22 protein-coding genes and 1 pseudogene are annotated in these 23,762 nt (G+C 67.6%); 10 read left to right on the top strand and 13 right to left on the bottom strand.

The features are described from left to right. Positions 1-9: 9 nt before the first annotated feature. The 4 genes from BJI67_RS12535 to BJI67_RS12520 all read right to left on the bottom strand — a co-directional run bounded on the left by BJI67_RS12535 (position 10) and on the right by BJI67_RS12520 (position 4,092). Positions 10-2,466, bottom strand: coding sequence for a heavy metal translocating P-type ATPase (locus BJI67_RS12535; protein ID WP_331712263.1), 2,457 nt, complete (start codon positions 2,464-2,466; stop codon positions 10-12). Between the two features lie 68 nt (positions 2,467-2,534). Beyond that, a complete protein-coding gene (locus tag BJI67_RS12530) occupies positions 2,535-2,945 on the bottom strand; it encodes a heavy metal-responsive transcriptional regulator (protein ID WP_070073303.1) in 411 nt (136 codons plus the stop codon). Between the two features lie 92 nt (positions 2,946-3,037). Continuing rightward, on the bottom strand, positions 3,038-3,388 hold the full coding sequence (locus tag BJI67_RS12525; protein ID WP_083250863.1) for a hypothetical protein: 351 nt from the start codon (positions 3,386-3,388) through the stop codon (positions 3,038-3,040). Continuing rightward, a complete protein-coding gene (locus BJI67_RS12520) occupies positions 3,385-4,092 on the bottom strand; it encodes a hypothetical protein (RefSeq protein ID WP_070073302.1) in 708 nt (235 codons plus the stop codon). Before BJI67_RS12520 ends, BJI67_RS12525 begins: the two co-directional genes overlap by 4 nt. A gap of 131 nt (positions 4,093-4,223) precedes the next feature. Between BJI67_RS12520 and BJI67_RS12515 the strand changes: the two genes are divergently transcribed. Genes BJI67_RS12515 through BJI67_RS12495 form a run of 5 tightly spaced genes read left to right on the top strand, consistent with a single transcriptional unit; the run spans position 4,224 to position 8,087 of the window. Continuing rightward, entirely contained in the window at positions 4,224-4,565 is a 342-nt protein-coding gene (locus tag BJI67_RS12515) for a thioredoxin family protein (RefSeq protein ID WP_070073301.1), read from the top strand. Next, positions 4,562-5,131, top strand: a complete 570-nt coding sequence (gene ampD / locus BJI67_RS12510) for a 1,6-anhydro-N-acetylmuramyl-L-alanine amidase AmpD (RefSeq protein ID WP_070073300.1) — start codon at positions 4,562-4,564, stop codon at positions 5,129-5,131. The genes BJI67_RS12515 and ampD overlap by 4 nt, the downstream gene beginning before the upstream one ends. 51 nt (positions 5,132-5,182) lie before the next feature. Continuing rightward, on the top strand, positions 5,183-6,118 hold the full coding sequence (gene ampE / locus BJI67_RS12505; RefSeq protein ID WP_070073299.1) for a regulatory signaling modulator protein AmpE: 936 nt from the start codon (positions 5,183-5,185) through the stop codon (positions 6,116-6,118). Then, on the top strand, positions 6,115-6,708 hold the full coding sequence (locus BJI67_RS12500; RefSeq protein ID WP_070074143.1) for a histidine phosphatase family protein: 594 nt from the start codon (positions 6,115-6,117) through the stop codon (positions 6,706-6,708). The genes ampE and BJI67_RS12500 overlap by 4 nt, the downstream gene beginning before the upstream one ends. 14 nt (positions 6,709-6,722) lie before the next feature. Continuing rightward, positions 6,723-8,087 (top strand): HD-GYP domain-containing protein, encoded by a 1,365-nt coding sequence (locus BJI67_RS12495; protein ID WP_070073298.1) that lies wholly within the window; start codon positions 6,723-6,725, stop codon positions 8,085-8,087. 7 nt (positions 8,088-8,094) lie between these two features. Here the strand turns inward: BJI67_RS12495 and BJI67_RS12490 are convergent, their stop codons facing one another. Beyond that, positions 8,095-8,865 carry a hypothetical protein gene (locus BJI67_RS12490; protein ID WP_070073297.1) on the bottom strand — a complete coding sequence of 257 codons (771 nt, stop codon included), beginning with the start codon at positions 8,863-8,865 and terminating at the stop codon, positions 8,095-8,097. A 181-nt stretch (positions 8,866-9,046) separates the two neighbouring features. Here BJI67_RS12490 and BJI67_RS12485 point away from each other — a divergent pair, with 181 nt between their 5' ends. Further along, complete coding sequence (locus tag BJI67_RS12485; RefSeq protein WP_070073296.1) at positions 9,047-11,320, top strand: EAL domain-containing protein; 2,274 nt, start codon at positions 9,047-9,049, stop codon at positions 11,318-11,320. 5 nt (positions 11,321-11,325) lie between these two features. On the opposite strand, the gene BJI67_RS12480 is transcribed toward BJI67_RS12485, so the two are convergent. The 6 genes and pseudogenes from BJI67_RS12480 to BJI67_RS12460 form a co-directional block, all read right to left on the bottom strand. Next, entirely contained in the window at positions 11,326-12,525 is a 1,200-nt protein-coding gene (locus BJI67_RS12480) for an ABC transporter permease (RefSeq protein WP_070073295.1), read from the bottom strand. A gap of 7 nt (positions 12,526-12,532) precedes the next feature. Next, the gene (locus BJI67_RS18120) at positions 12,533-13,270 is read right to left on the bottom strand and encodes an ABC transporter permease (RefSeq protein ID WP_269449604.1); all 738 of its coding nucleotides are present in this window, start codon (positions 13,268-13,270) and stop codon (positions 12,533-12,535) included. Between the two features lie 107 nt (positions 13,271-13,377). Then, positions 13,378-13,656, bottom strand: a pseudogene (locus BJI67_RS18115) (ABC transporter permease); the annotation flags it as partial. 101 nt (positions 13,657-13,757) lie between these two features. Beyond that, the gene (locus BJI67_RS12470) at positions 13,758-14,480 is read right to left on the bottom strand and encodes an ABC transporter ATP-binding protein (RefSeq protein WP_231940855.1); all 723 of its coding nucleotides are present in this window, start codon (positions 14,478-14,480) and stop codon (positions 13,758-13,760) included. After that, the gene (locus tag BJI67_RS12465; protein WP_070073294.1) at positions 14,464-15,621 is read right to left on the bottom strand and encodes an efflux RND transporter periplasmic adaptor subunit; all 1,158 of its coding nucleotides are present in this window, start codon (positions 15,619-15,621) and stop codon (positions 14,464-14,466) included. Before BJI67_RS12465 ends, BJI67_RS12470 begins: the two co-directional genes overlap by 17 nt. 77 nt (positions 15,622-15,698) lie before the next feature. After that, complete coding sequence (locus BJI67_RS12460) at positions 15,699-16,028, bottom strand: DUF2322 family protein (RefSeq protein ID WP_070073293.1); 330 nt, start codon at positions 16,026-16,028, stop codon at positions 15,699-15,701. A gap of 108 nt (positions 16,029-16,136) precedes the next feature. Between BJI67_RS12460 and BJI67_RS12455 the strand changes: the two genes are divergently transcribed. Then, on the top strand, positions 16,137-16,907 hold the full coding sequence (locus BJI67_RS12455; protein WP_070073292.1) for an inositol monophosphatase family protein: 771 nt from the start codon (positions 16,137-16,139) through the stop codon (positions 16,905-16,907). Between the two features lie 156 nt (positions 16,908-17,063). Here the strand turns inward: BJI67_RS12455 and BJI67_RS12450 are convergent, their stop codons facing one another. Further along, positions 17,064-17,729, bottom strand: a complete 666-nt coding sequence (locus BJI67_RS12450) for a histidine phosphatase family protein (RefSeq protein WP_231940854.1) — start codon at positions 17,727-17,729, stop codon at positions 17,064-17,066. Positions 17,730-17,769: 40 nt separating this feature from the next. Beyond that, on the bottom strand, positions 17,770-18,486 hold the full coding sequence (locus BJI67_RS12445) for an arginyltransferase (protein ID WP_070073291.1): 717 nt from the start codon (positions 18,484-18,486) through the stop codon (positions 17,770-17,772). Positions 18,487-18,719: 233 nt separating this feature from the next. Here BJI67_RS12445 and wrbA point away from each other — a divergent pair, with 233 nt between their 5' ends. The 3 genes from wrbA (at position 18,720) to BJI67_RS12430 (ending at position 23,745) form a co-directional block, all read left to right on the top strand. Beyond that, entirely contained in the window at positions 18,720-19,340 is a 621-nt protein-coding gene (gene wrbA / locus BJI67_RS12440) for an NAD(P)H:quinone oxidoreductase (protein ID WP_070074140.1), read from the top strand. 84 nt (positions 19,341-19,424) lie between these two features. Then, on the top strand, positions 19,425-23,123 hold the full coding sequence (metH, locus tag BJI67_RS12435; RefSeq protein ID WP_070073290.1) for a methionine synthase: 3,699 nt from the start codon (positions 19,425-19,427) through the stop codon (positions 23,121-23,123). A 4-nt stretch (positions 23,124-23,127) separates the two neighbouring features. Then, entirely contained in the window at positions 23,128-23,745 is a 618-nt protein-coding gene (locus BJI67_RS12430; RefSeq protein WP_070073289.1) for a DNA-3-methyladenine glycosylase I, read from the top strand. Positions 23,746-23,762 lie beyond the last annotated feature (17 nt).

Below are 23,762 nucleotides of genomic sequence, written 5' to 3'. Positions count from 1 at the left end.
GATGGGACTTCAGGGGTGTGCGGGCCGTGCCGTTGCGGGGGCGGAATCCGCGCCGGTCGGCGCGGCGTCTTCGAATCCCCGCAGGCGCTTGAGCCGCAGGCTGTTGCCGAGCACGAACACCGACGACAGCCCCATGGCCACGCCGGCGAGCATCGGGTTGAGGTGGATGCCGAGCGGCGCCGCTACGCCGGCGGCGACCGGGATCAGCAGGATGTTGTAGACGAAGGCCCAGAACAGGTTGCCGCGAATGGTGCCCAGGGTGCGCCGGGCGGCGAGCACGGCCGTCACCACGCCGCCGAGATGTCCGCGGGTGAGGGTGACGTCGGCCGCCTCCATGGCGATGTCGGTGCCCGAGGCCAGCGCGATGCCGACGTCGGCCTGGGCCAGCGCCGGGGCGTCGTTGATCCCGTCGCCGACGAAGGCGACGCGGTGTCCGGATTGCTGCAGCGCGGTCACGACGGCGGCCTTGTCCTGCGGCAGCACCTCGGCGTGGACCTCTTCGATGCCGAGCCGCGCGGCCACCGCCTGCGCGCTGCGTTGCGCATCGCCGGTGACCATCGCGACGCGTAGCCCGTGCCGGCGGAGGGCTTCGACCACGGCGGCGGACTCGTCCTTGATCGGGTCGGAGATGGCGATGAGGCCGAGCAGTTGCTGTTCGCGGGCGACGAAAACCACGCTGCGGCCCGCGGCCTCCAGCGCGGCGGCGCGTTCGCCCAGGGCTGCGTCGATCGCGCTACCGGCCTCGCGCATGAAGCGGGCTGCGCCGATGCGTACCGTCTGATCTTCGATGTGCGCGAGCACGCCATGTCCGGCCACCGCCTCGAAGCCCTCGGTCGTCGGCAGATCGAGGCCGCGGGCCTTGGCCGCCTCGACGACGGCGCGCCCGAGCGGGTGCTCCGAGGCGCCTTCCACGGCGGCGGCGAGACGCAGCAGGTCGTCCTCGTCGGCGGCGGCGATCTCGGTCACGCCCGGCCGGCCGGCGGTGAGCGTGCCGGTCTTGTCGAACAGCACGGTGTCCACGCCGGACAGCGCTTCCAGCGCCTCGCCCTTGCGGAACAGCACGCCCATCTCCGCGGCGCGGCCGGTGCCGACCACGATGGCGGCCGGCGTGGCGAGTCCCATGGCGCAGGGGCAGGCGACCACCAGCACCGCCACGGCAGCCACCAGGGCGAGGCTGAGATTGCCGACGAACAGCATCCAGGCGGCGAAGGCGAGGACGGCAATCGCGATCACCGCCGGGCTGAAGATGCGTACCACGCGATCGGCCACGCCCTGGATCGGCAGCTTGCCGGTCTGCGCGCGTTCGACCAGCGAGATGATCTGCGACAGCACGGTGTCGCGGCCGACCGAGGTCGCCTCCACCACCAGGCGCCCGTAGAGGTCGACGGTACCGCCGACCACCTCGTCGCCGGTTCCCTTGGTTGTGGGCAGGGATTCGCCGGTGAGCATGGATTCGTCGACGTGGGCCCGTCCCTCGGCGACGCGGCCGTCGACCGGCAGGCGCTCGCCGGGGCGTACCTCAAGGCGGTCGCCGACGCGCAGCAGGGCGATCGGCACGTCCTCGGCGCGGCCGTCCGCGTCCAGTCTTCGCACGGTCTTCACCTGCAGGCCGGCCAGCTTGCGGATGGCTGCCGAGGTGCGGCCCTTGGCGAGGGTTTCGAGATACTTGCCGAGCAGTACGGCGGCGATCACCACGGCGGCGGAATCGAAGTAGACGTGGCGTGCATCGACCGGGAACAGGCCGGGGAGCAGCAGCACCAGGGCACTGTACAGCCAGGCCGCGCCGGTGCCGGTGGCGACCAGCGAATTCATGTCCGGAGAAAGATGCCGGTAGGCGATCAGTCCGGGGCGGAAGAAGCGGCGTCCGGGGCCGAACAGTACCGCGCTGGCGAGCGCGAACTGCACCCACACCCAGAAACCGGGGAACGGGCTGGCCGCAGCGAGAAGATGGCGGACCGAGGGCATCAGATCGGCACCCATGGCGAGGAGCATCACGGCAAGCGCCAGCACCGCGGCCACGATCACGTCCCGACGCATGGCATGGACCGCCTGTTGATGCGCATCCTCGTCGGGGGCGGCGCCCGGCGTCAGCGGGTGGGCTGCATAGCCGGCCGAATCCACTGCCGCGGCCAGCGTGACGGCATCGGTCATCGCCGGCAGGAAACGTACGTGGGCCTGTTCGGTGGCGAGGTTCACGGTCGCCTCCAGCACGCCGGGCGCGCGGCGCAGTGCACGCTCGACGCGGCCCACACAGGAGGCGCAGGTCATGCCCTCGACCGCGAGTTCGGCCTCGTCGAAGAGCGGGGTATAGCTGATGTCGGTGATCGCCTGGGCGATGCGTTCCGGGCTGAGCTGCTGCGGATCGTATGCGACCTCGGCGCGTTCGGTGGCGAGATTGACGGTGGCGGTGTCGATGCCGGGCAGCTTGCGCAGCCCGCGGTTCCACGCGGGCACTGCAGGAGGCACAGGTCATGCCGCCGACGTCGATTTCCAGCGTGCGGTGGTTGTTCTGGGCGGTAACGGCGTTCATGGGATCAGGCCTCCGTCCCGGTCAGGGCGGCCAGGATCGGGCATTCGGCGGTGGAGCCGTGCCCCGGGCATTGCTGCGAGAGGGCCTCCAGGCCCTGTTTCATGCGCTCGAGGTCGTCGATGCGGGTCTGGATCTCGCGGATCTTGGTTTCCGCCAGCTGCTTGACCTCGGCCATGTCCGATTCGGGATAGGCGTACAGCGACAGCAGCTGTGCGATTTCGCCCAGCGAAAAGCCGAGGGTCTGCGCGCGGCGGATGAAGCGTAGGCGCCGCGCCGCATCCTCTCCGTAGAGGCGATAGTTGGCGGCGGTACGTCGGCTCGGTTCGATGAGACCCAGGCGTTCGTAGTAGCGCAGGGTCTCCGCGGTCAGACCGACGCGACTCGCCAGGGTGCCGATGGTGATGTCCTCGCGCATGGCGTCTCTCCGTATCCGGGTACGTTAGAGACTTTACACCTTAAAGTAAGCTACAGGGTCAAGCTCTGCGGCCATGCGGGCGCATTCGGCGATCAGGCGTGGGGCTGGTGCGTGGCCACGTCGGCGGCGAGGCGGTCGAGCAGGGCGCGGTTGCCGCGGCGGGCCCCGCGGCGCGCGTCCTCCATGCCCCAGATCCAGAAGGGAATCCACAGAAACAGCGGCCAGCCGTACTGCACGGTCGCGACGGCTCCGACCAGGTAGAGGGCGGCGAGCAGGAGGCCGCGCAGACGTTCGCCGTTGTAGAACTGCCCGGCGCCGGTGGCGACCAGACTCAGCATCAGCGCGATGCCGGGCTGGCGCTGGTGGGCGAGGAATTGTGCGTGCGCGTCGCGGTAGAGGGCGTCGCGCAGCGGGTCGACGGTGGGTTTTTCCTGAGCGTTCATGGATTGAGTGTAGCGCGAGGTGCGGCGGCGAGGCGACGGTTGCGTGCGGTCTCGCTGACGCGGATCCAGCGGAACAGGTACAGCACCACGAGCTTCACCGAGCCGCCGGAGAGCGCCAGGATCATCAGCGGCCAGCCGGTGCCCAGGCCCATGGCGAACACGAACAGCAGGGTGGAGAGGTGCATGCCGAGGACGAGCTGGTTCATGCGCAGGTTGACCGCGCCGGCGTCGCCCGCCTGCAGGATCACGCGGATCTGGTGGATGCCGCCCTGGGCCAGGATCACGGCGTTGGCCAGAATCAGCGCGGTGGAGATGTGGCGTCCGGCATCACTTAGCCGGCCGCCACAGAGCAGCCCGAGCAGTCCCAGGGCGAGCCCGCCGAGGGCAATCCACAGCACTGCGGCGGCCGGGCGGCTGCGCCGGTCGTGCCAGATTTCGTAGAGGATCAGCAGCACCAGGCACAGGGCAGTGAGACGCGACCATACGAGATACGGATTGAAGGGGGTGATCGAATAGCCGTAGACGAAGACCGCGAAATAGGACAGATAGCTCGATGCGAACTGATTCAGCGACAGGCGCGAGGTCGGTGCGCCAAGCGCGGGGTCCGCCTTGCGCCGCCAGATGGTGCGGATCTGCGCGGCGATGCCGAACAGGCTGAGCAGCACCATCGCGGCATTGAGCAGGCCGGCCAGGTTGTAGAACATACGTGCGGTATTCCAGGGATGGGGCGATCGAGGCTTTCGCGGAAGCGTGAGATTCTGCGGTGGCCCTGGTTGCCAGGCAAGTCGCTACATGTCCGCAGCGTATACAAGACGGAACTTATATACTATGGCGCATGGATTTCACGCGCCTGACCCAGTTCGACTTTCATCATCGTTTGGCCGATACGCCCGGAACGGCGCTGGTGCTGTTCAGCACTTCCGGCTGCGGTGCCTGCCGGAGCATGCGCGCGGCGCTCGCGACATTGCGGCCGAGGCATCCGGAGTGGCATTTCTTCGAGGTGGACGCGGGCGAGGATCTGGCGTTGACGCGCGAATTCGAGGTGTTCCACCTGCCGGGGCTGTTTCTGTACCGCGGCGGACGTTATCACGCAGCGGTGCAGGCCGAGCCGTTGCCCGCGCGCGTGGAAGGCGCGGTCGCGGCGCTGGCCGCGCAGCCGCCGGAGGAGGCGCCATGAGAATCGATGCCGTCAGCGGATGGACCGAAGGCGCGGATCAACATCCGTCGCCGAACGCGGACGAACGCCCCGAGGGGGCGCAGCCGGAACTGGTGGTGATCCACAACATCAGCCTGCCTCCCGGCGAATTCGGCGGGCCCTGGATCGATGCCCTGTTCACCAATCGGCTGCCCGCGCGCCATCATCCCTATTTCGCCGTGATCGCCGATCTGCGCGTCTCGGCACATGCCCTGATCCGGCGCGACGGGCAGGTGATCCAGTACGTGCCCTGGCATCGCCGTGCCTGGCATGCCGGGCAGTCGTGCTGGAACGGTCGCGAGCGCTGCAACGACTATTCGGTCGGCATCGAACTCGAGGGCACCGACGACCTGCCCTACGAGGCGGTGCAGTACCAAAGGCTCGCCGAACTGCTGGCCGCGCTGTTCGCGGCCTATCCCACGCTTTCCGCCGAGCGGCTGACGGGACACGCGGACATCGCGCCGGGCCGCAAGACCGATCCCGGCGCCAGCTTCGACTGGTCCCGGCTGCGCGGCGAGCTGGACAAGCGGCTTGCAAGCGCCGGTTAATCCCGTAACACTGCGCGTGCCCGTGGCGCAACACTCAGAAAAGGGGACCCCATGACGCTGATCACCCTGCTCCTTGCCCTGGTGCTGGAGCGCTTTCTCGGCTACATGAGCGATTTCCGCAATCCGCGCCGGCTCGACGCCTACGTCGGACGTTTCGGCGCGTTGCTCGACCGCATCGGGCTCACCCACCCCGGTTTCCGACTGCTGGTGCTAGCACTGCCCCCGGTGCTGGTGGTCGGCTGGCTCGGCGGCTGGTTGTCCGCGGTGCTGCTCGGTCTGCCGGGGATCATCTTCGGCGTCGCGATCCTGCTCTATTGCCTTGGCCCCGAAGATTTGGAGGAGGAGATCAACAACTACATCGAGGCGGTCGCGGTGGGCGACGAGGCGCGTCAACGGCGGGTGGCGGCGCGCCTGCTCGGCGACGTTCCGCCGGACGATGCGGGCGTGCGCGCACGCCGGGTCGCGCTTGCGGGGTTTGCCGAATCCAACGACCGCCTGTTCACGGTGATCTTCTGGTTTGCCCTGATGGGGCCGGCGGCGGCCGTGCTGTATCGCCTGGTGCACAGCATCGCCCGCGCCCACGACGCCGTCCCGCCGGCTGACGAAGCAGAGGTCGGGGAAGACGCCGAATCCGGAGAGGTCAACGAGGGGCTGGCGAGGGTCGCGGCCGGTCTGGCGGGCCTGATGGAGTGGGCGCCGGCGCGCCTCGCGGCCTTGGGCTATGCAATCACGGGCAGCTTCGATCATGCCCTCGTCGGACTGCGCGAGCACTTCTGGAGCAGCGAGGACGGCCTACGCCGGGGCAGCCGGTTGCTGCTCAGCGAAAGCGGAGCGGGTGCCGTGCGTCTGGACGATCTGCTCGACGACGAGGCGGATGCGGCAACCTTGAGCGCGGTATTCGCCACCGTGACCAATCACATCCAGCGCAACCTGATCGTGTGGATGGCTGCGCTCGCCCTGCTGACGCTCGGCGGGTGGGCGACTTGAGCACCTTCCAGCCGCAGCTCGACATTGCAATCCTGCGCCACGGAGAACCTGTGGGCGGTCGACGCTTTCGCGGCAGCGGGGCGGACGATCCCCTGAGCGCGACGGGCTGGCGGCAGATGAACGCGAGCATGTCCCAGACCGGCGTCTGGGGCAGCGTGGTCACCTCGCCGTTGCGCCGCGCGCGCGATTTCGCCGAAGCCTTCGCTACGCGAAACGGACTGCCGTGGCGCGTGGAGGACGACCTGCGCGAGATCGGCATGGGCAGCTGGGAGGGGCGCGCGCCCGACGAGATCGCCGCCGCGGACCCCGACGGCTATGCCGCCTACTACGCCGACCCGGTCGCGTGCATGCCGCCGGGAGCCGAGCCGTTGGCGAATTTCCGTACCCGCGTGGCGGCGGCGCTGGATGCGCTTGAGGGACCCGGACCGGTGCTGGTGGTTGCGCATGCCGGGGTCGCCCGGGTGGCGCTGGCGCACGCCCTCGATGGGTCGCTCGCGGCGATGATGCGCACCAAGGTGCCGTATGCCTGTCTGAGCCGGCTGACCCACGATACACGCGGCTGGCACCTGCGTTCGCACGCGGCTAGCTGACCGGTTCCGTGCGGATGGACCAAAAGGCGGCAGCGGCGGACGCGGGGCTGCGTCTGTCGGAGGTCATCGGCGCGCTGAGCCATGCGCTCGACATGACCGAGGGGCAGGCGCCCGGCCATTGCCTGCGCTGCTGCTGGATCGGCATGCACCTCGGCGCCGAGCTGGGCCTGCCCACCGCCGCGCGCACCGACCTTTACTACACCCTGTTGCTCAAAGATGCCGGCTGTAGCAGCAACGCGGCCCGCCTGTGGGAGCTTTACGGTGGCGATGATCGTCTGATCAAGCAGGACTACAAGCGCGTCGATTCGCAAAGCCTGCTCCAGCTGGGGCGTTTCGTGCTGACCCACACGGCGCCGGGCGAGGCTCTACGTGAGCGCTTTCACCGCGTGCTGGATCTGGTGCGGCACGGCGATGAGCTGAGCACAGAGCTCGTCGCCACGCGCTGCGAACGCGGTGCCGACATCGCGCTGCAGCTGGGGTTCTCCCCCGCGGTTGCCGATGGCATCCGCGCGTTGGACGAACACTGGAACGGACAGGGGCGCCCGTACGGTCTCGCCGGAGAGGCCATCCCTCTGCAGGCGCGCATTGCCTTGCTCGCCCAGGTAGTCGACGTGTTCCATCTCGCCGGTGGGGCAGAGGCCGCGTTGGCCGAGGTGCGCGGTCGCGCCGAACGCTGGTTCGATCCAGGCTTGGTCGAGGCCCTGGAGCGGGTTTCCTGTCTTCCCGGGTTCTGGGAGGGGCTGGCGGAGGAGGGTGTCGCCCAGCGCGTCGCCGATCTCGAACCTGCGGAATCCGTGATTCTGGTAGACGAGGATCGTCTGGACGGCATCGCGGCCGCCTTCGGTCAGGTGGTCGACGCAAAGAGCCCCTACACCTACGGGCACAGTGCGCGCGTGGCGGATTTCGCGGAGCGGATCGGTCGCCGTTTGGAAGTGCCGCCTCAGCGCTTGCGCTGGCTGCGGCGCGGCGCATTGCTGCACGATATCGGCAAGCTCGGCGTCAGCAACGGGCTGCTCGACAAGCCCGGTGCACTGGATGCGGACGAGTGGCGGCTGATGCGAGCGCATGCCCGCTACACCGAGGAAATTCTCGAACGCATCGGGCTGTTCGGCGAACTGGCCAAGGTGGCCGGTGCGCACCACGAACGGCTCGACGGCAAGGGCTATCCCTATGGGCTGATGGCCGACGAGATCGCCCTGGAGACGCGCATCATCACCACCGCGGACATCTTCGACGCGATCACTGCGGCACGCCCCTACCGGGATGCGATTCCGGTGCCGGAGGCCTTGCGCATGATGCGAAGCCAAGTCGGTAGCGCGCTCGACGTGCGCTGTCTGGATGCGTTGGAGGCGTCCCTGTCGGAATCGGAAGCGTCCTAGAACCTCGTCAACCCAGGTGGCGTGCGCCGAGTTCGTGCAGGGCTGGCAGCTTCAGGCCCAATCGCTCACCCTGCGCCACGGCCCGCTGCAGCCGGGCTGGGGCGCTACGTCCCTGGCATCGGTGCGCCGGGTCGCCGGCGAAGGCGACGTGCATGGCTTCGACCAGGGCGCCGCGGTCCAGCTTCTGCCCGGTCAGGGCCTCCTGAAGGTCGAGCACCTCGCCGGAAATCGTGACGAGCAGGTCAGCATGCTCGTTGGCGAGCGCCGCTACGTCGCCGCCTACCTCGAGTCCGCACAGATTGGTGGTCAGGATGTAGAGGTTCTTGCGCACCAGTTCGAACAGCAGTGCGTCGGGGTCGTCGAGTTGCACGCCGTCGATGCCGACCGCGCCCAGCGCTTTGAGCACAGCCGCAGCATGTGGGCCATAAACGGGCGTAGGTACCACCTGTTTGACGTCCTGCCCGGGTTTCTTCTCGAACCAGACCGACATGACCGTCGGCGACGGCAGGTGATGGCGTGTCCAGTCAGCAGGCAGCAGTTCGTTCTGCAGCAGCACACAGCGCTCGCGCCAGGGTGGCGGCAGTACCTCTAGGAGTGGGGACAGCGCCTGTTCGCCGACGGCGACCACCACCATTGCGGGTTCGGGGGTCTGCTGCGCCTGCAGGGCGAGATCCATGTCCCGGGTGACCGGGTAGACCGGGTGGCCGGTACGCAGGAATCCGCGCGCCAGCACGCCGCCGATTTCGCCGATACCGATGATCACGATGGGGTCGTTCATGTCGTTTTTCCCGTGGCAAGCGGGTATCTTAGGGGCCCGGACTTGCACCGGGCAAGCCGCCGGGACCTGTGCCATTGTTACCGGTGATGCCATGACTAAAGAAACTCAGGAGCACGCGATCGGCCATGCGAAATTTGTGTGAGACGCAGGATTGGCGTGATTGCTGGGGAGGACCACCGGAGTGAACGAACGCAGGCCGGTCACCGCGCCGGCTGAGTCGGGCGCCAGTGCATTCGGTCTGTTGAGGGGCATGCTGCGCGTGGCGCAGGTATTGCCCATGCCCGTTTTCGTCAAAGACGCTTCCTTGCGTTGGCGCTACGCCAATCCAGCCGCGCGGAGGCTCTTTGGTCTGCACAGATATCACTATCGGGGCAGAACTCACGCCAGTCTGATGCCCCCCCTTGACGCTGCCAGCGGCCAGCAGAGCGATCTGGCGGCCCTTGAATCACGGGGCTTGATTCAGCGCAAGGAAACCTACTTCGGGCGCAGTTTCCGAGTCTATAAATATGCATTGCGCGTGGATGGCGGCACAGCGCTTGGCATTGTCTCAATGGCGATCGAGACAACCGAACTCGAAGCGGCGCGCAGCGAGGGCGAGCGTCTGCGCGACTTTTACGATGCGCTTTCAGAGATCAATCAGGGCATCGTGCGTGAACTCTACAGTGATCGCGAGGATCTGTTCCGCAACATCTGTCGCATTGTGGTCAGCCACACGCCGGTACTGATTGCCGCGATCGCGACCATCGACCATGAAGCCCGTTTGCTGAATTACACCCAGCAGGCGTGTCGGATCGCCGATTTCCCCGATCTTGCCCGCGTAAGGTTGGAGCTGGATGAATCCAGCCCCTATGGCCGCGGCACAGTGGGGCGAGCGGTGCGCAGCCATGAAACCGTGGTGGTCAATGACGTGTTGGCCACTCCCGAGATGGCCCCGTGGCACACGTTGTTCAAGCGTTACAACGGGCGTTCGACTGCCGCGATCCCGGTCATGGTAGGTGATCGCGTGGAGGCCGTACTCTCGGTGTATTCGACAGAAGTCAACTTCTTTACCCCGGAACTCGTACGGCTGCTGCAGGAATTGGCTAGCGATGTGGGCTTCGCCATCCGCACCTATGAGCAGCGCGACCGCATTCGTTACCTTGCCCTGATCGACCCGTTGACCGACCTGCCCAACCGGGTGAATTTCATGGATATGGCGGCGCGGTGGCTTACTGGCATGGATTCTGTGCGTCGCGCACAGCTGCTCCTGATCGACATCGCCGATTTCAAGTTTCACAACGATCTACTCGGCCATGAGGTCGGAGACACCTTGTTACGCGCCCTTGGCCGACGTCTGCTTGCCGCAGCGGGTGACAGCCCGCTCGTGGGGCGTCTCGGCTCGGATGAGTTCGCTGTGCTGCTGACGGAGTCCGGTGACGGCAGCGAAACAAGTCTCGCGCGGGCGCTGCGTGCCATCGATGTCGAGCTTGAACATCCCTTCGACGTGGGACTCAGCGAACCCTTGATGCTCAAGACGGAACAGGGCACGGCGCGCTTCCCGGAGGACGGCACGCACCCGGAGGCGCTGATGCGCCGCGCGAGCATGGCTCTGCAGCTCGCCAAGCGTGCCGGGCCGGGGTCGCGGGTGGCTTACTCGCCAGCGTTGGAGCGTCGGCTCGAATATCGGCATCAGATACGTCAGCAGATCGATTACGCCCTGGACAGCGGCGAGGTGATCCCGCACTACCAGCCGCAGATCGATCTGTGCAGTGGCCGCGTGAGCGGCCTGGAAGCCTTGGCACGCCTGGGTGGGCGTGACGGCAAGCTGCTCGAACCCGGTGACTTCATCGAGGAGGTGGAGGGCGACCGCGGTCTGGTGCGTCGGCTCGGGTTGACCATGATCGAGGCGGTGGCGGCCGACCTGCCAGGTCTCGCCGAGGCAGGCCTGGGTGTGCCGGTGGCGGTCAATATCGGCGCGCGCCACCTGCTGGCGCCGGGTTTCAAACGCGACGTCATCGACCTGCTCGGGCGCTACCCCGGCCTGCGCAGCGTGCTCGAGTGCGAGATCACCGAGACCGCGCATCTGGGCGACCTGAGCCGGGCCACGGAAACGGTTTCCTGGCTGCGCGAACAGGGATTGTCGGTGGCGCTGGACGATTTCGGCAGCGGCTTCACCTCGATGGACTACCTGCAGCATCTTGCCATCCGCAAGATCAAGCTCGACCAGTCCTTCGTCTACGACCTCATCGACAGCCCTCGCGACCAGGCCATCGTGCGCGCGGTGGTGCATCTGGCCGAGGGTCTGGAGATCGGGCTTGTCGCCGAGGGGGTTGCGAACGTCGCTTTGGGCGAGCTGTTGCGTGAATTGGGGGTGCACTCACTACAGGGCTACGCCATTGCACCGCCGCTGCCGTTGGCAAGCTTGTCGGCTTGGTCAGCCGAATGGCAGTTGCCGGAGACGTGGCGGTCCGCCTGAGGCGTCTACTCGGTGCGTAGCGCCTCCACCGGGTCCAGATGCGCGGCCCTGCGGGCCGGGAGCACGCCGGCGACGAGACCGATGAGTGCGGCGGTGAGTTCGGCGAGGACGACGTAGCCCCAGGCGGTGTGGGTGGGCAGTGCCGGCACGGCCAGGTGCAGGAGATGGGCGCCGCCGATGCCGACCACGAGACCGGCAAACCCGCCGAGACTGGCGAGCAGCACCGCCTCGCCGAGAAACAGGCCCAGCACCTGGGCGCGACGCGCACCCAGTGCGCGCAGCAACCCAATCTCTCCGGTACGCTCGTTCACCGCGATGGTCATGATGGTGAAGATGCCGACCGCGCCTACCAGCAGGGAAATGCCGCCCAGCGCGCCTACCGCGAGGGTGAGTACGCCGAGGATGTCGTTCAGCGTGGCGAGCATGTCTTCCTGGGTGGTGATGGTGAAGTCCTCGCTGCCGTGGCGCTGTTTCAGCAGGGCCCGGATCCGTCCGGCCACGACCTTGGCCGGCAGGTCGGGGGGGTAGGTCACGTCGATTTCCATCAGGCTGTCGCGATTGAACATCGCCAGCGCGCGGCCCGCGGGGATGTAGACGGCGTCGTCCAGGTCGATGCCGAGGATCTGTCCCTTCGGCGCCAGCACGCCGATCACGCGGAAGGTTTCGCCGCCGATGCGGATGCGCTGGCCCAGCGGATTGCTTTCCCCGAACAGTTCCTCGCGCAGCTTGGCGCCGAGCACGGCGAAGGCTCGCGCGGTACGCGCGTCGTCGCGCGGCAGAAAGCGGCCGATGGCCAGCGGTACCTGCCAGACCTCTGGCTGATCGGGACCGGTGCCGAACACGGTGGTGCGTCGCGTCCGGCCGTTTGCCGCAGCGAGCGCGTTGCCCTGCACCACCGGCACCATGGCGTCGATCATCGGCAGGCGCGCGATGGCGTCGGCGTCGGCGAGGGTGAGCGGTCGCACGTTGGCGATCACTCCGCCGGGCATGCCGAGCGTGGTGGTGCGCCCGGGATTGATCGCGATCAGGTTGGTGCCGAACTGGGTGAATTCGTGCAGCATGAACCGATGCACGCCCTCGCCGATGGAGGTGAGCAGCACCACGGCGGCGATGCCGACCGCGATGCCCAGCGCGGTGAGGAAGCTGCGCATGCGCTGGCCGATCACGGCCCCCAGGGTGAGGCGGACGAAGTCGGCGCTCAGCATGCCGCACTCAGTGCCGGGTCAGGGCCTGGACCGGGTCCAGACGCGCGGCGCGCCGCGCCGGCAGCACGCCGAACACCAGCCCGCTGAACAGGGCCACACCGACTCCGGCGAGCACAGCCCAGGGGGGCGCCGCAAGCGGGAAGCTCGGGAACAGACGGCCCAGGGCGAACACCCCGAGATAGCCGACCGCCACGCCGGCCGCCGCGCCGAGCAGGGAAAGCACCGCCGATTCGACCAGGAACAGGCGGGCGATCTGGCGCGGCGGAGCGCCCAGCGCCTTGAGCAGGCCGATCTCGGTGGTGCGCTGGGAGACGGCCACCAGCATCACGTTCATGATCAGGATACCGGCCACCGCGAGGCTGATGGCCGCGATGCCGGCGACGGTCAGGGTCAGGGCGGCGAAGATGCGGTCGAAGGTCGAGAGGATCGCGTCCATGCTGATCACGGTGACGTCGTTTTCGCCTTCGTGACGCGCGCTGATGGTGGCATCGATGAAGCGCTTGGCCGCGGGGATGGATTCGCGCCCGCGCACCTCGACCAGGACGCGGAACATCGTGTGGGTGTCGAACAGGGCTTGGGCGGCGGCGACCGGGATGATCGCGACGTCGCCCATGTCCATGCCCAGCGACTGCCCCTTGGGGGCGAGGATGCCGATGACACGGAAACGTCGGTCGCCAATGCGCACGGTTTCGCCGATGGCGGGTGCGTTGCCGAAGAGTTCGGCGCGCAGGCTCTCGCCGAGCACGCACACGGCGCTCGCGGCGAGGGGTCGCCCGCCGGCAGGAACTGCCCTTGCTGCATTTCCAGGTGGCGGATCGGCTTGATCTCGGCGGTCGAGCCGATGATGTTGATCTCGCGCGAACGGGCGCCGCGGGAAACCGGTGCGGCGCCGACAACGATGGGGGCCACGCCCTGCACCAGGCTGCTGCGGCGCAACGCGAGGGCGTCGCTCAGGGTGAGGTCGCGCGGGGTGATGCCGAGCAGCGGCGGCAGGCCGCCGGTGGTTTCCGAACGTCCGGGGACGACGGTCACGATGTTGCTGCCCAGACTGGCGAATTCGCCCAGCACGTAGTTGCGCGCACCCTCGCCGAGCGCGGTCAGCACGACCACCGCGGCCACGCCGATGGCCATCGCCAGGGTCATCAGGCCGGTGCGCCCGCGCGCCGCGCCGACGGCGCGCACCGCGAAACGCACGGCGTCCTCGAAAACCATCCCGCCGCGCGCGACGACGCTCATCCGGGCTGCGTCTCGTCGCTGACGATACGCCCGTCCACGAAGCGCACCATGCGCCTGGCGCGCGCGCCGAGGTCGGCGTCGTGGGTGACCACGATCAGGGTGATGCCGCGCCTGTTGAGGGCCTCGAGGATGCCGACCACGTCCATCCCGGATGCGCTGTCGAGATTGCCGGTGGGTTCGTCTGCCAGCAGCACCTCGGGTTGCATGATGGTCGCGCGGGCGATGGCCACGCGCTGGCGCTGGCCGCCGGAGAGCTGATCGGGGCGGTGGTGGGCGCGGTCGGCGAGACCGAGTTCCTCCAGCACGCGCTCCACCTGCGGGCGGCGCTCGCCCGCCTCGACGCCGGCGAGGGTCAGCGGCAGCTCGACGTTCTCGAACGCGGTCAGGCGCGGGATGAGATGGAAGAACTGGAACACGAAGCCGATCTTGCGGTGGCGCACCTGCGCCTGGCGCGCGTCGGACAGCGCCGTGGTCTCGGTGCCGTCGAGCAGGTAGTGCCCGGCGGTGGGGCGATCGAGCAGGCCGAGGATGTTGAGCAGGGTGGACTTGCCCGAGCCCGAGGGGCCCATGACGGCGATGTATTCGCCGCGTGCGATTTTGAGGTCGACGTCGCGCAGCGCGTAGACCGTCTCGTCGCCCACCTGGAAACTGCGGCTGATGCGTTGCAGCGCGATCAGGGGCGTGTCGCCGTGCGCGCCGGGCTTATCCGCCTCCGGCATGCTCGACCTCCGCCTGCGCGCCGTCGGCCACGCCCTTGCGGTCGACGCTGGTGACGACCTGCTCGCCCGCCTTGAGCCCCGACTCGACCTGGGTCCAGGCCCAGTTGGAAATGCCCGACTTGAAGGTGGTGAGCCGCAGCGTGCCGGACTCGGGCTGGTAGACGTAGACCTGGTCGTTGTTCACCACCGCCTCGGTGGGCACGCGCAGCACGTCCTTGCGCGACTGGGTGATGATCTCGACGTCCGCGCTGTAGCCGGCGAGCAGGCGCTTGATGTCGTCGGCGCGGTCGAAGCGCACGTCCACGTTCACCGTACGCGCCTGCTTTTCGAGGTCGACCACGTAGGCGCCGATGCGCGTTACCCGGCCGGGGAACTGCTGCTTGCCGAAGGCGTCGAGCGAAATGCGTACCGGCAGCCCGACGGCGAGGCGCGAGGCGTCCACTTCGTCGATCGGCGCCTGCACGTAGAAGCAGGCGTTGTCGATCAGGTCGATCACCGGCGGCGTGGCAATCCCGGGCGGCGAGGGCGTGACGTATTCGTTGACCTCGCCGTTGATCTGCGCGACCACGCCGGCGAAGGGCGCGGTCAGTTCGGTGCGTTCCAGGTTCGCCTGCGCGAGATCGATGCGTGCGCCGGCAGCATCGCTGGCGGCGCGGGCGGCGGTGCAGTCGGCGGCGCGCGCGCTGGCCGCGCTTTGCGCCTTGTCCGCCTGCTCGGCCGAGGTCATGCCGCGCCGTCGCAGAGCCGTCTGGCGGTCTGCCTCGCGTTGCGCCGCGGCCGCCTGCAGACAGGCCGAGCGTGCCTGGGCCGCGGCGACGCGCGCATCGTCGCGGGCCAGCGCCAACTGCGCCTTTAAGTCCGCGTTCCACAGGTTGAGCAGGAGTTGGCCCTTGGCTACCGTCTCGCCTTCGTGTACGTCCAGGGTGGCGATCTGGCCGCCGATGCCCGGGGAAAGCTCGGCGCGGCGGCAGGCCTTCACGGTGCCAGCGCGCGTGTTGCTGACGGTGGCCTCGACGGTGCCCTTTCCCAGCGCCTTGACTGTCACCAGCACCGGATGCGGGCGCGACAGCCAGATGAAGGCGGCGACGGCGGCCGCCACGAGCAGTAACGGGACTAGGTAACGGGGGCGGAACAGGCGCATGGCGTCTCCCTGCGGCGGCTGACCGTTCTAGCCTAGCCGCGGGCGGCGGCGCGCGCCATGATGCGGATCAGTAATGCTTATGCATCAGGCTTGGGGACGGCCTTCACCGAGTAGTACAGCTCCTGTTCGATGATCGCGAACAGGCGGTCGATGTTGGGATGCGCGCCGGGATGTTTGCGCGCGTCATCGGTATGCTCCGCGAACAGCGCAAGCGCTTCCTCCGCCGCCTTGGGCGTCAGCCCACCGTGTTTGACCGCGACTTCGTAATACACGGCCAGCGCGCCCTGGCTGCCAGGCCGGTTCTCGATCGCGAAGGCGGGTTCGTAGCCGTCGGCGTAGCCTTCCAGCACGGCGATGTGTTCGTACGGCTGTTTCAGCGATTTGAGGTTGTCTTCGAAGCTTGACATGCAGGCATACCGCTTGCGGGAAGTGGACGCGCAGTTTAGACACGCAGGCGCGGGGGCTCAAGCCCGCGGCGCTGCTACAATACGCGCTCATTTTTGTCGGGACCACCCATGAAACAGAGTCCATATCTGCAGACCGCGCTGACTGCGGCACGCGCCGCCGAGGACGTGATTCGCCGCTACTGGGAGGAAGGTGTGGAGGTCCGCCTCAAGGCCGACGCGAGCCCGGTCACCGAGGCCGATGTGGCGGCCGAACAGGCGATTCGCGAAGTGATCCTGAGCGCCTTCCCGGAACACGGCTTCTACGGCGAGGAGACCGGGCGGACGCGTGAGGAGGCCGAATTCACCTGGTTGATCGACCCCATAGACGGCACCAAGAGCTTCATCCGGCGGACGCCGTTCTTCTCCACCCAGATTGCGCTGATGCAGGCCGGGCGCCTGCTGCTCGGCGTGTCGAATGCGCCGCTCTACGGGGAGATGGCCTGGGCCGAGCGTGGCGGCGGCGCCTGGCTCAACGGCCGCGAGATCCGCTGCGGCGAGGTGACCGAGCTTGCCGACGCGGCCATCTCGCTGGGCAACATCAAGACCCTGGCGCAGGGTGCCGGCTGGGCTGGCCTGGGACGCATCGTGGCGCAGGTCAATCGCACCCGCGGCTATGGCGACTTCTGCCATTACCACATGCTCGCGGCCGGCCAACTGGACCTCGTCGTCGAATCCGACCTGAACGTGCTCGACGTCGCTGCGCTGTCGGTGATCGTGGAGGAGGCAGGCGGCGTGTTCACCGCGCTCGACGGTAGCCCGATCGATCTCGAGATCGGCAGCGTGCTTGCCGCCGGCACGCCGGCACTGCATACCCGCGCGCTCGAGACCCTGCGCGGCTAGCGCTGCGGCAATATGTCACTTGGCGCGCCGCCGCCGAGGGCCTAGTCTGACCCTGTCCGGTCGATTCACCCGGTGCGACAGCCGGGTGGCCGGGCAGGCGGACTCGGACGAAGGGCCCGCGGCGCCTTGGTCCTCCTCCCAGGGGGTGTCGCAAGGTCAGGTTCCTCGCCCGAGGTCGCCTGCCCGGCCGTCTGCCTGCGGCGGGTGGATATTCCAGGCCAGCAGTGACGGCTCTCCGTGCAGGCGTCCCAGCAGCCCGAGCGAACCCGAATCCAGGCCCAGACGGGCGCCGAGACGGATATTTTGCCCCAGCCAGCGGGCCGCCAGCGCCCGCAGTACGTGACCGTGCGCGAAGGCAAGTACCGGTCGGCCTCCGAGCCCCCGAATGCGTGCGATCAAGCCATCCACCCGTGCGGCCACCTCCTCCGGACTCTCTCCCTGAGAACCTGCACCGCCACCCACGAACACCGACCATCCGGGAGAATCATGCTGGATCTCCGGCGTGGTCAGGCCTTCGTAGTCGCCGTAATCCCATTCGCGTAGTTCCGGCACGACCTGGGCACCCGCATAACCGCAGGCCTCCGCGGTTTCGCGTGCGCGGCGCAGCGGGCTGGTCCACACCGCGACGGGCGACCAGGCAGCGAGCCAGGGGCGCAGGCGCTCGGCTTCGTTGCGTCCGGCCGGGGTCAGACCGAGGTCGGTATGCGAGGTATGCCGTCCGCTGACGCTCCAGGGCGTGGCGCCGTGGCGGACGACGATCAGGTCGAGCTGTTGGGTAGGTTCGGCATTCATGGCGGCAGCACGCTGATCGGCCGGGGACATGCATTTGGACAGGTACGACGGCCTTCGGGTTCGCCGTGTTTCAGTTGTCGACAGCCGGCCTTTCGCAGCGATGCCAATATTCGTCGCCGTAGAACTCCAGCGGGCGGAAGCGATTCTTGTAGCGCATCTTGGGGGATTCGGCGATCCAGTAGCCGAGATAGACGTAGTCGAGACCGCGGGCGCGCGCCTCGGCGATCTGGATGAGGATCGCATAGGTGCCGAGCGAGCGTTCCGTTTCGTGCGGGGCAAAGAAGGTGTAGTTGGCCGAGAGTCCGTCGCTGAGCTGGTCGGTGACTGCCACGGCCATCAGACGTTCGTCCCGTCTGAACAGCAGAAATTCGCTCTCGACGCCCGGCGTGCAGAGGAATTCACGGAAGGAGTCCGGCGTGGGTTTGTCCATCCCGCCACCGGTGTGGCGTTCCTTGAGGTAGGCACGGTAGAGCTTGAACAGTTCCTCCGTGTAATGCGGTGGCTGGAACTCCAGCGTGAGATCGCGATTGCGCGCGCGGCAGCGCCGCTGCGAGCGGTTTGGGCGGAAGTCGCGTACCGGGATGCGCACCGCGATGCAGGCATGGCAGCCCGGACACTCGGGGCGATAGACGAAGATGCCACTGCGTCGAAAGCCGAGCCGGAAAAGATCGCTCAGGGTTCGCTGGTCGATGGGCATGCCGGGGTCGGTCACCACGTCCACCGCGCTGCGATCAGGCAGGTATGGACAGGGGTGTGGAACCGTTGCGTAAAATCTCAGGCGCTTCATGTAATCGGCACCGGTTTGGCGATCTTGCCGCCGTGATTCACCCGCATCGGGAAATCTCCCTCCCTTTATGTCAGAGCATAGTTGCGACAGCACGGTTCCGTAAGTCGCCACCGTTCCAGTGGCGATTCAATCAGAAATTTTGAGCGAATCGTTGCGAAATCATCACTGAATACCCCGCTTCCGCGCCGTAGTCTATGTCCGCAGATTTGGCATCCATCGTGGAGGTGTTGCACATGTCCGTCAAAGTACAGGTCGTTTTCTACAGCATGTACGGCCACATTTACAAAATGGCCGAGGCGGTTGCCGAGGGTGCGCGTGCGGCAGGCGCCGATGTGGATGTGTACCGCGTGGCCGAACTGGTGCCCGACGAGGTGCTCGAAAAGTACGGCGCCAAGCAGGCGCAGACGGTCTATTCGCATGTGCCCGTCATCCAGCCCGATCTGCTGGCGGAAGCCGATGCGATCATTTTCGGCACGCCGACCCGCTTCGGCATGATGACCGCGCAGATGCGAAATTTCCTCGACCAGACCGGCGGGCTGTGGATGCAGGGCAAGCTGATCGGCAAGATCGGCAGCGTGTTCACCTCCACCGGCACCCAGCACGGCGGCCAGGAAACCACCATCACCAGCTTCCATACGACCCTGTTGCATCAGGGCATGATCATCGTCGGCGTGCCCTACAGCGAGCAGCGCCTGCTGACCATGGAAGAGATCAGCGGCGGTTCGCCCTACGGTGCCGGCACCCTGGCGGCGAGCGACGGTTCGCGTCAGCCGAACGAGAACGAACTCGCCATCGCCCGTTTCCAGGGCGAACATGTGACCGGTATTGCCAAGCGCCTCAAGGCCGGCAGCTGATCGCCCCAGCCGACGCCGCCGGCCCGGCGGCGTCGGCATGCTAGAATCCCGCGTTCGTTTTCACACAGCGACGCAGCCCTTCCGATGAACGATCGCGCCACGCGGCTACACGCCGCCCTGCAGGAACGCATCCTGATCCTCGATGGTGCCATGGGCACCATGATCCAGTCCTACAAGCTGGGCGAGGCCGACTACCGCGGCGAGCGCTTCGCCGACTGGCCGAGCGACCTCAAGGGCAACAACGACCTGCTGGCGATCACTCGCCCCGAGGTGATCCGCGCCATCCACGAGGCCTATCTGGACGCCGGCGCCGACATCCTCGAGACCAACACCTTCAACGCCAACCGGGTGTCCATGGCGGACTACGGCATGGAGGCGCTGAGCGGCGAGATCAACCTGGCTGCGGCGCGGCTGGCACGCGAAGCGGCCGACGCCTACAGCGCGAAGACGCCCGACCGGCCACGGTTCGTCGCCGGCGTGCTGGGGCCGACCAATCGCACCGCCTCGCTGTCGCCCGACGTCAACGACCCGGGCTTTCGCAACATCGACTTCGACACCCTGGCGGCCGCCTACGCCGAGGCCGCCGAGGCGCTGATCGAAGGCGGCGTCGATCTGCTGATGATCGAGACCATTTTCGACACGCTGAACGCCAAGGCGGCGGCGTTCGCCATCAAATCGACCTTCGACAAGCTCGGCATCGAGCTGCCGATCATGATCTCCGGCACGATCACGGACGCCTCGGGGCGCACGCTCACCGGCCAGACCACCGAGGCCTTCTACAACTCGCTGCGCCATGCCGAGCCGCTGTCGATCGGCCTGAACTGCGCGCTCGGCCCCTACGAGCTGCGCCAGTACGTCGAGGAGATGTCGCGCGTCTCCGAATACCTCGTCTCGGCGCACCCCAACGCCGGCCTGCCCAACGAGATGGGCGGCTACGACCTGCAGGCCGCGGAGATGGCGCAGGAAATCGCCGAATGGGCGGATGCGGGCTTTCTCAACATCGTCGGCGGCTGCTGCGGCACCACGCCCACGCATATCCGCGCCATTGCCGAGGCGGTGGCCGGCAAGCCGCCGCGACGGCGCCCCGAGACGCCGGTCGCCTGCCGCCTGTCCGGCCTTGAGCCGCTCAACATCGGCGCCGACTCGCTGTTCGTCAACATCGGCGAGCGCACCAACGTCACCGGCTCGGCCAAGTTCAAGCGCCTGATCCTCGACGAGCGTTACGACGAGGCGCTGGCCGTGGCCCAGGAACAGGTCGAAAACGGCGCTCAGGTCATCGACATCAACATGGACGAGGCGATGCTCGACGGCGAGGCCGCGATGCGCCGCTTCCTTAACCTGATCGCTGCCGAGCCCGAGATTTCGCGCGTGCCGGTAATGCTCGACTCCTCCAAGTGGCCGATCATCGAGGCCGGCCTCAAGTGCCTGCAGGGCAAGGGCATCGTCAACTCGATCTCGCTCAAGGAAGGCGAGGACAAGTTCCTGGAACAGGCGCGGCTGGTGCGCCAGTACGGCGCGGCGGTGATCGTCATGGCCTTCGACGAGACCGGTCAGGCGGACACGCGCGAACGCAAGATCGAGATCTGCGCGCGCTCCTACAAGCTCCTCACCGAGCGGGTCGGGTTTCCGCCCGAGGACATCATCTTCGACCCCAACATCTTCGCCATCGCCACCGGCATCGAGGAACACAACAACTACGCGGTGGACTTCATCGAGGCGACGCGCGAGATCAAGCGACGCCTGCCGCACGCGATGATCTCCGGCGGCGTGTCCAACGTGTCGTTCTCGTTCCGCGGCAACAACCCGGTGCGCGAGGCGATCCACGCCGTGTTCCTGTACCACGCGATCAAGGCGGGGATGGACATGGGCATCGTCAACGCCGGCCAGCTCGCGGTCTACGACGACCTGCCCGCCGAGCTGCGCGAGCGCGTCGAGGACGTGGTGCTCAACCGCCGCGAGGACGCCACCGAGCGCCTGCTGGAGGTCGCCGAGCAGTACCGCGGCGAAGGCGGCACCGTCGCCAAGACCGAGGACCTGTCCTGGCGCGAGTGGCCGGTGGGCAAGCGCCTGGAGCACGCCCTGGTCAAGGGCGTCGACACCTGGGTGATCGAGGACACCGAGGCCGCGCGCCTGGAAGCCGAACGTCCGATTCACGTCATCGAAGGCCCATTGATGGACGGCATGAACGTCGTCGGCGACCTGTTCGGCGACGGCAAGATGTTCCTGCCGCAAGTGGTCAAGAGCGCGCGCGTCATGAAAAAAGCCGTGGCGCACCTCATCCCCTACATCGAAGCCGAAAAAGAGGAAGGCGCGCGCGCCCAGGGCCGTATCCTCATGGCCACCGTCAAAGGCGACGTGCACGACATCGGCAAGAACATCGTCGGCGTGGTGCTGCAATGCAACAACTTCGAGGTCATCGACCTCGGCGTGATGGTGCCGGCACAGAAGATTCTCGACACCGCGCGCGAGCGGGACGTGGACATCATCGGCCTGTCCGGCCTGATCACCCCTTCGCTGGACGAGATGGCGCATCTGGCCAAAGAGCTGGAGCGCCAGGGCTTCGACAAGCCCCTGCTCATCGGCGGCGCCACCACCTCGCGCGCGCATACCGCCTCGCGCATCGAGCCGGGCTACACCCGCGCGCCGACCGTGTGGGTGAAGGACGCCTCCCGCTCCGTGGGTGTGGTGCAGAACCTGATCAGCCCCGAGCTGCGCGGCCCCTACGCGGAGAAGATCCGCGCCGAATACGCCGAGGTACGCGAGCAGCTCGCCGCACGCAAGGGGCGCGACAAGCTGATCCCGCTCGCCACGGCACGTGCCAACCGCATGCCGGTCGACTGGTCCGGCTACGTGCCGCCCAAGCCGAGCTTCCTCGGCATCCGGGCGTTCGACGACTATCCGCTGGAGGAGATCGCGCGCTACATCGACTGGACGCCCTTCTTCCACGCCTGGGAGCTGCACGCCAGCTACCCGCGCATCCTGAAGGACGAAGTCGTCGGCGAGGAGGCGCGCAAGCTGTTCGCCGACGCCCAGGTCATGCTCAAGCAGATCATCGCGGAGAAGTGGCTGCGCGCGCGGGGGGTGATCGGCTTCTTCCCGGCCAACCGCGTCGGCGACGACGACATCGCCCTCTACGCGGACGACACGCGCACCGAGGTGCGCACCGTGCTGCACCACCTGCGCCAGCAGACCGAGCGTCCGGCGGGGCGCCCCAACCGCTGTCTGGCCGACTTCGTCGCGCCCGCCGACAGTGGCCTGGCCGACTACCTGGGCGCCTTCGCCGTGCAGGCCGGCGAAGGCCTGGACGAACACGTCGCGCGCTTTGAGGCCGAGCACGACGACTACCGCGCGATCATGGCCAAGGCCCTGGCCGACCGCTTCGCCGAGGCCTTCGCCGAACTGATGCACGAGCGCGTGCGCAAGGCGTTCTGGGGCTATGCGCCCGACGAGGCGCTCGACAACGAGGCCCTGGTGAAGGAGGCCTACACCGGTATCCGTCCCGCGCCCGGCTATCCGGCCTGCCCGGAACACACCGAGAAGGGCACGATGTGGCAGCTGCTCGATCCCCAGGCCAACGCGCACATCGAACTGACCGAAAGCTACGCCATGTGGCCGGCGGCGGCGGTTTCCGGCTGGTATTTCACCCACCCCGAGGCGCGCTACTTCGGCGTCGGCAAGATCGGCCGCGACCAGGTCGAGGACTATGCGCGGCGCAAGGGTTGGGACCTCGCCACCGCAGAACGCTGGCTGGCCCCGGTGCTGGGCTACGATCCGGAGAACTGAGGCCGTGGGCCGCGGCCGCTGTGCCTGGGCCTATGAATCGTCGGCGTGCGAGATCGCCTATCACGACGACGAGTGGGGCGTGCCCTGCCGTAGCGAGCGCGGGCTGTTCGAGCGGTTGATCCTCGAAGCTGCGCAGGCCGGGTTGTCGTGGCGCACCGTACTCGACAAACGCGAAGGCTACCGGCGCGCCTTCGTTGGCTTCGATCCTGAACGCATCGCGCGTTTCGACGAGCGGCAGCGGGCGGCACTGCTGGCCGACGCGGGCATCGTGCGCAACCGCCTGAAGATCGATGCGGCCATCGCGAATGCACGCGCCCTGCTGAAGCTGCGCGAGCGCGGGGATAGCCTTGCCGACTGCCTGTGGGGTTTCGTCGACGGCCAGCCTGTGCATAATCACTGGCGCGAGCCCGGCGAGGTGCCGGCCTCGACGGCGACTTCGGCGGCCATGAGCCGAGAACTCAAGCGGCTCGGCTTCCGCTTCGTCGGACCGACGATCTGCTATGCCCTGATGCAGGCGGCGGGGATGGTCAACGATCACCTGATCGGCTGTTTCCGGCATGCGGAGATCGTGGCCATGGCACCGAACGACAGCTTGTCGAATATGCGGGCGCAGACTCGCTGAACCCATCACGAACGACC

Source organism: Acidihalobacter aeolianus, assembly GCF_001753165.1.
Lineage (GTDB): Bacteria > Pseudomonadota > Gammaproteobacteria > DSM-5130 > Acidihalobacteraceae > Acidihalobacter > Acidihalobacter aeolianus.
Note: the sequence above shows the minus strand (reverse complement) of the source record. Positions and strands in the feature narration are given on the sequence as shown.